Origin of the sequence: Allosediminivita pacifica, from assembly GCF_003054175.1 — a bacterium.
Lineage (GTDB): Bacteria > Pseudomonadota > Alphaproteobacteria > Rhodobacterales > Rhodobacteraceae > Allosediminivita > Allosediminivita pacifica.
This window is the reverse complement of sequence record NZ_QBKN01000008.1, coordinates 117,819-132,074: the sequence shown is the minus strand read 5'-3', so window position 1 is coordinate 132,074 and position 14,256 is coordinate 117,819. Positions and strand designations below refer to the sequence as shown.

Sequence of the window (14,256 nt, the reverse complement as noted above, 5' to 3'; positions counted from 1 at the left end):
AACGGTGTATCTTGGGACCAGACCCATATCCCGCCCCGAAGTGCGGATCAATGGGCGCCTCCCGGCGCCCGGACCTCAGCCCTGGACGCGGGTATAGGTGCCTTCCCCTGCAAGGATGCCGCGGAAGCCGCCGGGCTCGTCGAGCGAAAAGACGATCAGCGGCAGGCTGTTGTCCCGCGCGAGCGCAATGGCCGACGCATCCATGACGCGCAGGTTCTTGGCCAGGCAGTCGTCATAGCTCACGGTGTCATAGCGTTTGGCGTCGGCGTGCTGCTTGGGATCCTTGTCGTAGACCCCGTCGACACCGTTCTTGCCCATGAAGATGGCTTCGCAGTTCATCTCGTTGGCGCGCAACGTGGCGGCGGTGTCGGTGGTGAAATAGGGGTTGCCGGTGCCCGCGGCGAAGATGCAGACCCGCTTCTTTTCAAGGTGGCGCACCGCGCGGCGGCGGATGTAGGGTTCGGCCACCTCGTCCATGCGGATCGCGCTGATGACCCGGGTGAAGACGCCCAGCCCTTCGAGCGCGCTTTGCACGGCCAGCGCGTTCATGACCGTCGCAAGCATGCCCATGTAGTCGGCCGTGGTCCGCTCCATGCCCTGTGCACTGCCCGCGAGACCGCGGAAGACGTTGCCTCCGCCGATCACCATGCAGATCTCGACGCCCATGTCGTGGACCGACTTCACCTCTTTCGCGATGCGCTGGACCGTCGGCGGGTGAAGCCCGAATCCCTGGTCGCCCATCAGGGCCTCGCCCGAAATCTTCAGCAGGACACGCTTGTACTGTGTCCGGGGTGTGCTGCCGTCGTCCATGTTGCGCTCCGCCTTGGCCCGGGTCTAGGATCGCCGGCATAAATGTCTCAAAAGCGGCCTCTCTGCAATGCCGCAAGAAGGCCATGCCAGAGCCGCCGCACGCGATTGCCGATATCCTGCGCGACCATGACCCCGCGCGCCCCGTCCTGATCGCCGGCCCCACCGCCAGCGGCAAGTCGGCGCTTGCGCTCGCGATTGCCGAAGCCGCGGGCGGTATCATCGTCAACGCCGATGCGATCCAGGTCTACGACGACTGGCGGGTGCTGACCGCGCGCCCGGGCCCCGAGGATCTCGCCCGCGCCCCGCACGCGCTCTATGGCCATGTGCCGGGGGACCGTGCCTATTCCGTGGGCGACTGGCTGCGCGAAGTCACGCCGCTCCTGCACGGCCCGACCCGGCCGATCGTCATCGGCGGCACCGGGCTCTATTTCACCGCCCTGACCGAGGGACTGGCCGAGGTGCCGCCGGTCCCGGAAGAAGTCCGGGAAGAGGCCATGGTCCGTCTCGAGGAAGGCGCGCTTGGCGAACTCGTCGCCGAGCTCGACGGCGAGACGCGCACCCGCATCGACACCGCCAACCCCATGCGCGTTCAGCGCGCGTGGGAGGTGCTGACCGCCACCGGACGCGGCCTCGCCCAATGGCAGGATGACACGCCGCCGCCGCTTCTGCCGCTCGAGCAGGCGCAGCCGATCGTGGTCGACGCCCCGAAAGACTGGCTGACGCCCCGGATCGAACGGCGCTTCCACCAGATGATCACCGCCGGCGCCCTCGCCGAGGCCCGCGCCAACGAACCCGGCTGGTCGCCTTCGCACCCTTCGGCCAAGGCCATCGGCGCCGCCGAGCTGATCGCCTACTTGCGCGGCGAAACCACGCTCGAAGCGGCGACCGAGCGCGCCACGATCCTCACCCGCCAGTTCGCCAAGCGCCAGCGAAGCTGGTTCCGGGCCCGCATGAAAACCTGGACGCATGTCCCGGGCGAGGCACTGGCCGGATGACCGCCACCGCACCTCGTCCGGTGCCGCCTCAGGCGCCCGCGATCCGGTGCGACAGCTATGGTCTGAAACTTCAACTCGCGCCCTGGCGCTTCACGCTGCTCCACGACCGCCCCGACGACGTCCTGCTCTGGGTGACACGCGGCCAAGGGCGCGTGATCGTGAACGGCGTCCGGCGCGGCATATCCATGAACACCGCGCTCTATCTGCCTGCAGGTACGCTCTTTTCTGTAGATCTGGCTCCTCAGGCGCAGGCCCTTCTTGTCGAGTGCCCCGGCGGACGGGTCGGCATCCTGCCAAAGACCACGCTTCTGCTCCGTGTGCGTGACAGCCTCTCGCAGGCCGAGCTCACCGGCGAGATCGACGCCATGACCCGCGAGACCCAGCGCGGACGGGCCTATCTGGACGACGCCCTCGAAGCGCATATGCGGCTGATCGCGGTCTGGCTCCATCGGCAGACGGCGGCAGGCGCAGGGGAGGAGCCCCCGGACAGCGCCGCGCAAAAGCTCGCCCGGCGCTACGCGCAGGCCGTCGTACGCAGCTACGCGGGGCCGCATCCCATGGGCGCCTTTGCCGAGGCGCTTGACGTGACGCCCACGCACCTCACCCGAGCCTGCCGCGCCGCGTGTGGCCGGACCGCGGCGGAGATCCTGACCGAACGTCGCCTGCATGCAGCGCGCGATCTGCTCGAAACCGGAACGCCCAGCATCAAGGACATTGCTCAGCGGCTTGGATTCGCGTCACCTGCCTACTTCACGCGCTTCATCCGCAATCACACCGGCGCGTCCCCCTCGGAACTGAGGTTCCGTGCCCGCACGCGCCCGGCACGAGCGTAGGGTAAGGTCGAGACAACGTGGCTTGAAATCCGCCGCCCTGTCGTTTTTGGTCGGGTCGACTGTCGTTTTTGAACATCTAACTGGCGGAACCTGCCGTTGACCTGACGCGGAAAACAATGCGCAATGTCGTCCAAACGGACAAAGCGCATCGCCACCGGCAGAACGACGGCGCAATGGCAAAGACCCCGCCGGATAACGACAACATGTGTCACAGGGAGACGACGATGACGCAGACAAAAGATCAGTGGGTGCACCCTGCTGCCAAGCTTTATGCGCGTGAATTCAAGCAGGGCCTCATGGATCGCCGCGAATTCCTCGCCCGTTCCACCATGCTCGGCATGACCGCCACCGCCGCCTATGCCCTCGGCGGCCTCGGCAGCCCCGCCGCCGCACAGGAAACGCCCCAGGAAGGTGGCACCCTGCGCATGCAGATCGAGGTGCGCCAGCACAAGGATACGCGCACCTACGATTGGAGCCAGATGTGCTGGGTCACCGCCGGCACCCTGGAAATGCTGGTCGAATACAACTCCGACGGCTCCTTCCGCGGCATGCTGCTGGAAAGCTGGGAAGCCAACGACGATGCCACCGAGTACACGCTCAATGTCCGACAGGGCGTAAGCTGGAACAACGGCGAGCCCTTCACCGCAGAACACGTCGCCTTCAACATCGAACGCTGGTGCGACAAGTCGGTCGAAGGCAACTCCATGGCCGGCCGCATGGACACGCTGATCGACCCCGAGACCGGCCAGCTTGCTGAAGGCGTGCTCGAGATCGTCGACGATCACACCATCAAGCTCACCCTGCCGCGTCCCGACATCACCATCATCGCTGGCATGTCCGACTATCCCGCCCCCGTCGTGCACCCCAGCTACGACCCGGCGGCAGACCTTTCCGAACTCGTCGGCACCGGCCCGATGATCGTCGAGGAACTCTCCGTCGGCCGCCAGGCCATCCTCGTGAAGGGCGACCACCCATGGTGGGGCAACGAGGCCTTCGAGGAAGGCGGCTACTACCTCGACCGGATCGAATACATCGACTACGGGCAGGACCCCGCCGCCTGGCTCGCCGCGGCCGAAGCCGACGAGGTCGACGTCTTTTACGAATCCGTGGGCGATTTCATCGAGATCCTCGATTCCCTCGGGCTCAAGAAGTCCGAGGTGGTGACCGGCGCGACCATCGTGGTGCGCCCCAACCAGAACGCCGAGGTCGACGGCATGAAGCCCTATGCCGACAAGCGCGTGCGCCAGGCGCTCGTGATGGCCGTCGACAACGAGATCTGCCTCGAGCTCGGCTACGCCGGCCGCGGCGAGGTGGCGCGCAACTTCCACGTCGCCCCCGTGCACCCTGAATACGACGACAGTGTGCAGCGCCTGCCCTACGATCCCGAAGGCGCCCGCGCGCTCATGGAAGAGGCCGGCATGGCCGATTTCGAACATGAGCTGCTGTCCATCGACGACGACTGGCGCAAGAACACCACCGATGCCGTGGCAGCCCAGTTGCGCGACGCGAGCATCAAGGTCAGCCGCCGCGTCCTGCCCGGCTCCACGTTCTGGAACGACTGGACCAACTTCCCCTTCAGCTCTACCAACTGGAACCACCGCCCGCTCGGCGTTCAGATCCTCGCGCTCGCCTACCGCACTGGCGAGGCCTGGAACGAGTTCGGCTTCTCGAACGAGGAATTTGACTCGCTTCTGGCCGAGGCCAACTCGATCGCAGACGCCGACGCGCGCCGCGAGGTCGTGGGCCGCATGGAAGAGATCCTCGTCGACGAGGGCGTGACGATCCTGCCCTACTGGCGCTCGCTCTATCGCCACATGAAGCCCGAAGTGGTCGGCGCGGACATGCACATCGCCTTCATGCCGCAGATCTACAAATGGGGCTTCGCGGCCTGACCAGACAGAACGGGACCGCCCGCCGCGGGCGGTCCCTCGTCAAGTTCACCGGTCCGAAGGGCCGGCCGTCCGGTACCCAGTAGCCAGGGGACGCCATGGGTCTGTTCATTCTCCGTCGGGTCGGGATCATGCTGCTGACGGCGGTCTGCCTGACGTTCATCGTCTTCTTCCTAACGAACCTCTATCCGAACCTCGAAAAGCTCTCGAAATCGCAGGGCAACTTCCGCATGTCCGATGCCGAGGTCGAAACCTGGCTCGGCAACCGCGGCTACACCCAGCCGCTGCTGGTGAAATACGGCCAGTGGCTCGGCGTGATGCCGGGCTACGTGATCGAGGGCAGCGACGGCGAGTTGCGCGGACGCTGCTTCGAGACCGGCTTGCCGCCCGAAGAAGCGCCCACCTTCTGTGGCGTCCTGCAGGGCAACTGGGGCTTTTCCACGGTCTTCCAGGAACCGGCGGGCCGCATCATCGGCGAGGCGCTGGCCCTGACCGGCAAGCTCATGTTCTGGGTCATGCTGCTCATGGTGCCCACGGCCCTGCTGATCGGCGTGCTCGCGGGCATGCGCGAGGGCTCGGCCACCGACCGGAGCCTGTCGACCGTGGCCATCGTGACCACCGCCACGCCGGAATACGTCTCGGGCGTGATCCTGATCGCGGTCTTCGCCAGTTCCGCCGTGGGGCTGAAGTGGTTCAAGGGCACCGCAACGCAGGCGATGGAGAACGCCACCTTCGAGAACTTCTTTCTGCCGGTGCTGACCATCGCGCTTTACGGCATGGGCTACATCGCGCGGATGACACGCGCCAGCATGGCCGAGGTCATGACCGCGCAGTACATCCGCACGGCGCGGCTCAAGGGCGTGAGCTTTCCCAACATCGTGGTGAAGCACGCGCTGCGCAACGCGCTGATCGCGCCCTTCACCGTCATCATGCTCCAGTTTCCATGGCTGCTGAACGGCGTGGTGATCGTCGAGACGCTCTTCAACTACAAGGGCTTCGGCTGGACGCTGGTGCAGGCGGCCGGCAACAACGACATTGACCTGCTGCTCGGCGTTTCGGTCGTGTCGGTCTTCGTCGTGCTCGTGACGCAGCTGATCTCGGACATCGGCTATGTCTATCTCAACCCGCGCATCAGCGTGAGCTAAGGAGAGAGCGATGGATCCCCTGTCCTGGGCCGAAATCATCACCCGCGTGCTCACGCAATTCCTGCCTGTCTGGGTTTCGATAGCGATTGTCTTCGCAGTATCAATCACCTGGAAGCGAAAGCTCGGGCTTTACGGCAAGATGTTCGACAGCCCCATTGGCATGATCGGTTTTGCGCTCGTGCTGTTCTGGGTCTTCACCGGCATCTTCGGCGCCATGGACCTGATCGTCACGCACGACAGTCTCGGCCAGAGCGCCTTCATGAAGAACGAGGTGCCCGGCACCCCGCTGCGCGGCGGCGATGAGAGCGCCTATCCCTACTACCTTCTGGGCGGCGACAACCTCGGGCGCGACGTCTTTTCCCGCATGGTCGACGGCGCCTGGGTGGTCGTTCAGATCGCGCCGCTGGCCACGCTCTTCGCCTTCATGGTGGGCATCACGCTGGGCCTGCCAGCGGGCTACTTCGGCGGGCGGCTCGACACGGTGTTGTCGTTCCTGGCCAACCTCATTCTCGCCTTCCCGGTGATCCTGCTCTTCTACCTGCTGGTCACGCCCGAGATCGTGGAGACGGGCATCCCGAGCTACATGGCGACGGTGCTCTTCGTCTTTCCCATTGTCTTCCTCGCGGTGCTGCTGAACTCGCGCTACCACACGCGACCGAAACTGCGCACACCGCTGCTTGTCTTGGTGCTGGGACTGACCGGCTGGCTCTACCTCTCGCTGATCTCGCAGGCGGGCACGGGCGTCGAGGTGCTGCCGCAGGCGCTCGACCTCTTCGACGTGCCGGGCGGCATCCTCGTGGTCTTCGTCGCGGTGGTCTTCGTGAACTCGCCCACGGTGTTCCGCATCGTCCGGGGGCTCGCCATGGACATCAAGACACGCGACTACGTGGCCGCCGCCCAGACCCGCGGCGAGGGCCGCTGGTACATCATGCTGTGGGAGATCCTGCCCAACGCGCGCGGGCCGCTCATCGTCGATTTCTGCCTGCGCATCGGTTACACGACCATCCTCCTGGGCACGCTGGGCTTTTTCGGGCTGGGCCTCCCGCCCGAAAGCCCCGACTGGGGCACCACCATCAACGACGGACGGCGGCTCTTGCAGATCTACCTGCATCCGGCGCTGGTCCCCGCGGTGGCTCTGCTGAGCCTCGTGCTCGGCCTTAACCTGCTGGCCGACGGGCTGCGCGAGGAGTCCTTGCGTGACTGAGACAAGGCCGGGGGCGCTGCCCCCGGACCCCCGAAGTATTTCCGCCAAGAAGAAGCGCCACGCGCGCTCGAGCCCAAAGGGACACGCGCCATGAAAGACAAATATGACGGGCCGATCCTCGAGATCGATAATCTCTCGATTTCCTTCTTCACCCGCCTGCGCGAGATCCCGGCGGTCATGGATTTCTCGGTCAAGGTCATGCCGGGCGAGGCGGTGGGCCTGGTGGGCGAGAGCGGCTGCGGCAAGTCCACCGTGGCGCTTGGCGTGATGCAGGACCTGGGCGTGAACGGGCGCATCGTCGGCGGCACGATCCGCTTCAAGGGGCGCGACCTGTCGGAGATGTCGGCCGACGAGCTGCGCCGAGTGCGCGGGTCAGAGATCGCCATGATCTACCAGGAGCCCATGGCCAGTCTGAACCCGGCCATGCGGGTGGGCAAGCAGCTCATGGAGGTGCCCAAGATCCACCGCGGCGTCAGCGACAAGGAGGCCTACGCGCGGGCACTTCAGGTGGTGACCGACGTGAAGCTGCCGGACCCCGAGCGCATCCTGCAGGCCTACCCGCACCAGCTTTCGGGCGGGCAGCAGCAGCGTATCGTGATCGCCATGGCGCTGATGGCCGAACCCTCCCTGCTGATCCTGGACGAGCCGACCACTGCGCTCGACGTGACGGTGGAGGCCGCCGTCGTGGACCTCGTGAAGGAGCTGGGCCAGAAGTACGGCACCTCGATGCTGTTTATCTCGCACAACCTCGGACTGGTGCTCGAAACCTGCGACCGCATTTGCGTGATGTATTCCGGCGAGGCGGTCGAGCGCGGCAGCATCGCCGACGTTTTCGATGAGATGCAGCACCCCTACACGCAGGCGCTGTTCCGCTCGATCCCGCTGCCCGGCGCCGATAAGGCGGCACGCCCTCTGCGTGCCATCCCGGGCAACTTCCCCCTGCCCCACGAACGCCCGCCGGGCTGCAATTTCGGACCGCGCTGCGACTACTTCGTCGAGGGGCTCTGCGACGAGCGTGAGATCCCGATGTTCGACGTAAAGGGTTCGGACCGGCACACCACGCGCTGCCTGCGCTTCGAGGAGATCGACTGGCACGCGCCGCTCTCGGGCGTCGAGGCGCGCGACAAGACCGAGCCGGGCAAGGTCATCCTGCGCATGGAGGAGCTCAAAAAGTACTACGAGGTTGCCGCCAACGCGCTCTTCGGGCGCTCGGGCGAGACGAGGGTGGTCAAGGCCAACGAGACGCTGAGTTTCGAGGCGCGCGAATCCGAGACGCTGGCCATCGTGGGCGAAAGCGGCTGCGGCAAGTCGACCTTCGCCAAGGTGCTCATGGGGCTCGAGACGGCGACCGAGGGCAAGATCATTCTCGACAACCGCGAGATCCAGGACACGTCGATCGAGGACCGCGGCGCCAAGACGGTGTCCGAAATCCAGATGGTGTTCCAGAATCCCTTCGACACGCTCAACCCCTCGATGACGGTGGGGGCGCAAATCATGCGCGCGCTCGAGATCTTCGGCATCGGCGATACGGTGGCAGAACGCCGTGAACGGATGCTGTCGCTGCTGGACCTCGTGAAGCTGCCGCGCGAATTCGCCGACCGTATGCCCCGGCAGCTTTCGGGCGGGCAGAAACAGCGCGTAGGCATCGCCCGCGCCTTTGCCGGTGACGCCCGCATCGTCGTGGCGGACGAGCCCGTCTCGGCCCTCGACGTCTCGGTCCAGGCGGCCGTCACCGATCTGCTCATGGAGATCCAGCGCGAGCACAAGACCACGCTGCTGTTCATCAGCCACGACCTGTCGATCGTGCGCTACCTGAGCGACCGTGTCATGGTCATGTACCTCGGCCACGTGGTCGAGCTCGGCACCACGGAACAGGTCTTCGCCCCGCCCTACCATCCCTATACCGAGGCGCTGCTGTCCGCCGTGCCCATCGCCGACACCCGCGTCGCGAAAGAGCACATCGTCCTCGAGGGCGATGTGCCCTCGGCCATGAACCCGCCGCCGGGCTGCCCCTTCCAGACGCGATGCCGCTGGAAATCGAAGGTCCCCGGCAATCTTTGCGAGACCGAGGTGCCGCCGATGCGGCAGATGCAGGACGGTCACCAGGTGAAGTGCCACCTTTCCGAAGAGGAGTTCCGCGGCATGACGCCGGTGATCCGCATCGCCGCGGAGTGACGCTCAGAACCCGGCGCGGCGCAGGTTCATCCCGCGCCTTCGGCTCCTCTCGATGTAGAAGGGCGTGATGATCGAGCACTGCAGGATCTCCTGCTGCTGCTGCACGGAAAGCCGTTCGGCAAAGCGGAAATGCGCGTAGCCGGGATAGCTCTCGCTGACCGTCGCCGGGATCGCCGCGTCACCAATCGCGAGGGTCACCTTGCCGGCGGGCATCGCCTCCAGACGCGCGTACATCAGCGCCGCGTCGTCGGGCTGAAAGCGCAATCCGCCACGCCCCATGGTCGTCACGAGCCCCTCCACCGGGAAGGAGCCGTCGCGCGCCGTCAGGCTGGCGGGGATCCGGCAGGCCTTGGTGTTGTAGAGATAGGCCATGGACCAGCGGAAGACACGCCCGCCCGCAAGGACCGCCGCCGCGATCCCCGTCACCATCAGCAAGGCCGCGCCGATGCCAAGGATCGGCTCGATCACGCGTGTGACGAAATTCTTGGGCAAATCGCGCGTCTCGGCGTAGGTCACCGTTCCCAGCGGCTGGGCCGCCTGCGTCCCGTCGCCCCCGAGCGGCACGCAATTGAGGCGCACCATCTGGTCGATGTTGCGGATCAGGCGCTGCAGGCCCTCCGCGTCGGCGATCACGCCGGTGGCGGCGATCTGCTCGGCCCGGTCGAGCATCTCCATCACCATCGGCACACCGCGGATCATGCCGGAGGCCTCGACCCTGCTCCGGACGCGGGATCGCGATATGTCGCGCTGAAGCGACCGCAGGTAGCTCAGGTTGCCACTGGCGATCGCGTCCCGCCCAGCCATCTGCTGCAGGGTGACGCTGATCGCCTCCACCTCGGGCGGAAGGCGGCATATCTCGGTCTGCGCAGCCGCGGATCGGGGCAGAAGAAGGCCAAGGCAGACCAGAACCGCGACCATCCTGAAGGCCCGGCCCGTGTTGAAGATGTCGGTTTTTCGTGACTCGGGTGCTCGTGACACTATGCGATCCTGCCTGACGGGTGCCTGGTTCGAAGCACCCGCCCACAGGATCCGGGAAAGACCGCAAGCCACGGTTAAGAGAGGACCGGAATGTCGCCTCTCAACCTAGGGATATTCCGGACATCTTTCCTAAAATGCGCCCTAGTTGCCCCAGATCTTGGCGACGTAATTGCGCGTCTCGGTATAGGGCGGCACGCCTTCGTGGCGCACGACCGCCTCGGGCCCAGCGTTGTAGGCCGCGAGCGCCAGCTTCCAGGACTGGAACCGCTGGTACTGCGCCTTGAGATAGCGCGCGCCGCCGTCGAGGTTCTGCTCCGGATCGGCGGGATCGACACCCAGAAGGCTTGCCGTGCCAGGCATGAGCTGCGCGAGACCGATCGCCCCCTTGTGTGACAGCGCCTTGGGGTTGAACCGGCTTTCCTGAGCGACAAGCCGCAGGAAAAGATCCTCGGGAATGCCGTGCCGGCGCGCGGCGCTGCGGGCCATCTCGGCATAGATGCCATTGTAGCTGCCGCGATAGGCCGGGACGCTTCCGTCGAGCGTGCCGTACTTGGTCGGCGTCACTACCTTCGGCGGCTGCAGGCGGACCGAGTTGTTGTATTGCTGGGCCGCGCGGCTGTCGAGAACACCGGTCTGGTTGCTGAAAAGCCCGGCGCGGCTGCGCGTGGAAAGGATGTCGGCCGTGGCTGCGGAGCCCGCGATAAGCCCGACCGCGACCGCACAGATCGTCGTCAAACGCATGCTGTTCCTACTGTCCCCGTTGGCTTTGGGCGGACCTTAACGGAACCGGCCGGGTGACGCCACCATCTCGTCGAAAAGCCGCCCTTTCCCGACTGCTTTCCGCGCGGACCCGTGTAGCGTTCCGGGGGTGGGACGTGTAGCGTGTCGCGAACAGCAAGAGATCCACTGAAAAAGATTCGAAGGGGGCGTCATGGCCGGATCCGTCAACAAGGTGATCCTGATCGGCAATCTGGGCCGGGATCCCGAGGTCCGGAACTTCCAGAACGGCGGCAAGGTGTGCAACCTGCGCATCGCCACATCCGAGAACTGGAAGGACCGCAACACGGGCGAACGGCGGGAAAAGACGGAATGGCACAGCGTCGCCATCTTCGCCGAACCGCTTGTCCGCTTAGCCGAGCAATACCTGCGCAAGGGCTCCAAGGTCTACATCGAGGGTCAGCTCGAAACGCGCAAGTGGCAGGACCAGAGCGGCCAGGACCGCTACAGCACCGAGGTCGTGCTGCGCCCGTTCAAGGGCGAACTGACCTTCCTCGACGGCCGCGATGGCGGCGGCGGCGGTGGCGGCGGGGGCAGCTACGGCGGCTCCTCCGGCGGTGATTACGGCGGCGATTACGGTGGTGGCGGCGGTGGCGGCGGCGGCTCGCGCGCCCCGGCCCGTGACATCGACGACGAGATCCCGTTCTAGGTCACTCGAAACCAGACGCGCCCCACCCGGGGCGCGTTTTCGCTTCAACCTGATGCGTCAGCGCGGGTCATGGCACCAGCCTTGCTCGGGCATTATGTCTTTACCAGTCACACGTTAATCGGGGTTTCACATGACCTGGTCTTTCCCTCTCGGCCGCCTGCTCGGCTCGGAGCTTCGGGTACACGCCACCTTCTTCCTGCTGCTCGCCTGGATCGCCGCCTCGGCATGGTCGCTCGGCGGCCCACAGGCGGCGCTGATCAACACCGGGTTCGTGCTGGCGCTCTTCGCCTGCGTGGTCGCCCACGAATACGGCCACGCGCTCATGGCGCGCCGCTTCGGAATTGCCACACCCGACATCACCCTGCTGCCCATCGGCGGCATGGCCCGCATGGAACGGATGCCGGAAAAGCCCGGACAGGAGATCGCCGTGGCCCTCGCCGGACCTGCCGTGAACGTGGTGATCTGGGCACTGCTCGCCCTCTTCGGTGCGTCCACGGCGCTGACGGCGCTTGTCGATCCCGGCACCAGCGGCGCCTTCCTCGGGCGGCTCGCGGCGGTGAACCTCTTTCTAGCACTCTTCAACCTGATCCCGGCCTTCCCGATGGACGGCGGGCGCGTACTGCGCGCGCTGCTTGCCACGAAGCTGACCCGCGTTCGTGCCACCCGGATTGCGGCCACCACGGGGCAGGTCGTGGCCTTTCTCTTCGGCCTCTTCGGGCTGACATCGGGAAACCTGATCCTGGTGCTGATCGCGGTCTTCATTTTCATCGCCGCGCAGGCGGAATCGAGCGACGTGCAGAGCCGCGACATCGCCAGCCATCTGAAGCTGCGCGACGCGACCATCACCGCCTTCGAATCTCTCACGCCCTCCGACCCGCTGCACGTGGCCGCGCAGACGCTCATCCGCACGACCCAGCACGAGTTCCCGGTGCTCGACGCCGAAGGGCGTCTTGCGGGCTTTCTCACGCGGCAAGCGCTGCTCTACGGCATGGCCGAAGGACAGAACACGCGCCCAGTTGGCGAATTGATGGAGACGGAAATTCCCGCGCTGCCGCTCGGCGCGCCTCTGCAGGACGCGCTCGAGGCGCTCGACCATGCACCGGCCGTCGCGACGACCGACAAGGCCGGGCACGTGATCGGCTACGTCACGCGTGAAAATGTCGGGGAACTGATGATGTTGCGCGGCCGCTCCTAGGGCCGCGCAAGCTATCTCAAACCGGCAGGACCGCCAGCGCGACCCGCCGGCCTTCGCTCAGCAGGACGTTGTAGGTACGGCACGCGGAGGGTGAATTCATCACCTCCACACCCATGCCGGCCTCCTCGAGCTCGCTGCGCAGCTCGCCGGGAATGTGGCGGGTGTCGTTGCCCGTGCCGACGAACAGCACGTCGATATCGCCCTTGAGCGCAAGCAGCGTTTCGCTATCGGCCATGCCGCCCCATGCCTTGGTCCCTTGGGGCGACAGAAGAAGCGGACCGTCGACGGCCTTGCCGCCGATTCGGAAAAAGCCGGGGCCGTAACCGTCGACCGGTTCGGCATCGGTATAGGTGATCTCGTTCAGACGCATCCTGGCGTCCCCCCGTCAGTTCTTGTGCAGATTTCCGGACTCAGTAAAGATATGATTTTGTGCGATAGCACAACGAGCAATCATATCGGCAGGTTAATCGCGTGGTTTTTTCGGATTTCGCAACTGCAGCATAGGTTAGCGAATCGTTAACGCCAAGAAGAAAGTCAGATCAGACAACGTCTTTTGACATGCCAATGACACAGTCTTTGTTTTCGAACTGGCATCAATGAAGAACCAAGGGCCCCGCATGTCGGGGCCCTTTCGCGTCAGGCGTCCACGTCGCCGAACTGGTTGCCGGTCGTGTCGGTCGGCTTGGACCAGTCACGCTTTACGCCGAGCCAGAGCAGGATCGCGCTGGCCACGAAGATCGACGAATAGGTCCCGACGATCACGCCCCAGATCATCGCGAAGACGAAGCCCCGGATCACGTCCCCGCCCAGCACGAAGAGCGAGATCAGCGCTAGCAGCGTCGTGAACGAGGTCATGAAGGTCCGCGACAGCGTCTCGTTGATCGAGACGTTCATGACCTCCTTCAAACCCTTCGACTTGTACTTGATCAGGTTCTCGCGAACCCGGTCGAAGACCACCACGGTGTCGTTCAGAGAATAGCCCACGATGGTCAGCAAGGCCGCGATGATCGCAAGATCGAACCGTATCCCGACTTCCGAGAAGACGCCGATGGTCAGGATCACGTCGTGCACGAGGGCCACGACGGCCCCCAGGGCGAACTGCCACTCGAAACGCAGCCAGATGTAGACAAGCACCGCGCCGATCGCGAGCGCCACCGCCACCACGGCCGTCTGGATCAGTTCGCCCGACACCTTCGGCCCCACGGATTCCACGGACACGAACTCGACGTCCGGAGCGATCTCCTGCAGCGCCGCACGGACCCTGTCGATGGTCTCGGGCGTGACTGAGGCCTCGGCGTCCTGGGCGCTGATGCGCACCATGGCCACGTTGCGATCCGGCCCGAACGACGGGTCGAAGACCTCCGAGATCACCACGTCGCCAAGGTTCAGCGCCTGCAGCGCGTCGCGGTAGGCCCCCACGTTCACCGGCTCGGAGCTTTCCGTCCGGATGGTCGTGCCTCCCCGGAAGTCGATGCCGTAGTTCAGCCCGCGGATGGCAAAGCTCGCGAAGGCCAGCACCATCATTACGGCCGAGATCCCCAGCCAGAGCCGCCAGCGCTTGAAGAAGTCGAACGAGGTTTCGGACGGTATCAGTTTCAGGCGCATA

At 65.4% G+C, this 14,256-nt stretch carries 13 protein-coding genes; 8 read left to right on the top strand and 5 right to left on the bottom strand.

Going from position 1 to position 14,256, the window contains the following annotated elements:
• Positions 1 to 75: 75 nt before the first annotated feature.
• On the bottom strand, positions 76 to 810 hold the full coding sequence (pyrH, locus tag C8N44_RS08270) for a UMP kinase (protein WP_107975721.1): 735 nt from the start codon (positions 808 to 810) through the stop codon (positions 76 to 78).
• Between the two features lie 83 nt (positions 811 to 893).
• On the opposite strand from pyrH, the gene miaA reads away from it, so the two are divergent.
• The 6 genes from miaA to C8N44_RS08240 all read left to right on the top strand — a co-directional run bounded on the left by miaA (position 894) and on the right by C8N44_RS08240 (position 9,051).
• Complete coding sequence (gene miaA / locus C8N44_RS08265) at positions 894 to 1,805, top strand: tRNA (adenosine(37)-N6)-dimethylallyltransferase MiaA (RefSeq protein ID WP_107975720.1); 912 nt, start codon at positions 894 to 896, stop codon at positions 1,803 to 1,805.
• Positions 1,802 to 2,638 (top strand): helix-turn-helix transcriptional regulator, encoded by an 837-nt coding sequence (locus tag C8N44_RS08260; protein WP_107975719.1) that lies wholly within the window; start codon positions 1,802 to 1,804, stop codon positions 2,636 to 2,638. The genes miaA and C8N44_RS08260 overlap by 4 nt, the downstream gene beginning before the upstream one ends.
• A gap of 224 nt (positions 2,639 to 2,862) precedes the next feature.
• On the top strand, positions 2,863 to 4,530 hold the full coding sequence (locus C8N44_RS08255; protein ID WP_107975718.1) for an ABC transporter substrate-binding protein: 1,668 nt from the start codon (positions 2,863 to 2,865) through the stop codon (positions 4,528 to 4,530).
• 95 nt (positions 4,531 to 4,625) lie between these two features.
• Positions 4,626 to 5,672: an ABC transporter permease gene (locus tag C8N44_RS08250; protein WP_107975717.1), complete on the top strand. Its 1,047-nt coding sequence runs from the start codon at positions 4,626 to 4,628 to the stop codon at positions 5,670 to 5,672.
• 10 nt (positions 5,673 to 5,682) lie between these two features.
• A complete protein-coding gene (locus tag C8N44_RS08245; RefSeq protein WP_107975716.1) occupies positions 5,683 to 6,876 on the top strand; it encodes an ABC transporter permease in 1,194 nt (397 codons plus the stop codon).
• 90 nt (positions 6,877 to 6,966) lie between these two features.
• Complete coding sequence (locus tag C8N44_RS08240) at positions 6,967 to 9,051, top strand: dipeptide ABC transporter ATP-binding protein (RefSeq protein WP_107975715.1); 2,085 nt, start codon at positions 6,967 to 6,969, stop codon at positions 9,049 to 9,051.
• A gap of 3 nt (positions 9,052 to 9,054) precedes the next feature.
• Here the strand turns inward: C8N44_RS08240 and C8N44_RS08235 are convergent, their stop codons facing one another.
• Complete coding sequence (locus tag C8N44_RS08235; RefSeq protein WP_146178829.1) at positions 9,055 to 10,029, bottom strand: hypothetical protein; 975 nt, start codon at positions 10,027 to 10,029, stop codon at positions 9,055 to 9,057.
• 141 nt (positions 10,030 to 10,170) lie between these two features.
• Positions 10,171 to 10,770 carry a lytic transglycosylase domain-containing protein gene (locus tag C8N44_RS08230; protein WP_107975713.1) on the bottom strand — a complete coding sequence of 200 codons (600 nt, stop codon included), beginning with the start codon at positions 10,768 to 10,770 and terminating at the stop codon, positions 10,171 to 10,173.
• Positions 10,771 to 10,960: 190 nt separating this feature from the next.
• Between C8N44_RS08230 and ssb the strand changes: the two genes are divergently transcribed.
• Complete coding sequence (ssb, locus tag C8N44_RS08225; RefSeq protein ID WP_107975712.1) at positions 10,961 to 11,455, top strand: single-stranded DNA-binding protein; 495 nt, start codon at positions 10,961 to 10,963, stop codon at positions 11,453 to 11,455.
• Between the two features lie 130 nt (positions 11,456 to 11,585).
• Positions 11,586 to 12,650, top strand: a complete 1,065-nt coding sequence (locus tag C8N44_RS08220; protein ID WP_107975711.1) for a site-2 protease family protein — start codon at positions 11,586 to 11,588, stop codon at positions 12,648 to 12,650.
• 16 nt (positions 12,651 to 12,666) lie between these two features.
• Here the strand turns inward: C8N44_RS08220 and C8N44_RS08215 are convergent, their stop codons facing one another.
• Positions 12,667 to 13,020 (bottom strand): Mth938-like domain-containing protein, encoded by a 354-nt coding sequence (locus C8N44_RS08215; RefSeq protein WP_107975710.1) that lies wholly within the window; start codon positions 13,018 to 13,020, stop codon positions 12,667 to 12,669.
• Between the two features lie 266 nt (positions 13,021 to 13,286).
• On the bottom strand, positions 13,287 to 14,255 hold the full coding sequence (gene secF / locus C8N44_RS08210) for a protein translocase subunit SecF (protein ID WP_107975709.1): 969 nt from the start codon (positions 14,253 to 14,255) through the stop codon (positions 13,287 to 13,289).
• Position 14,256 lies beyond the last annotated feature (1 nt).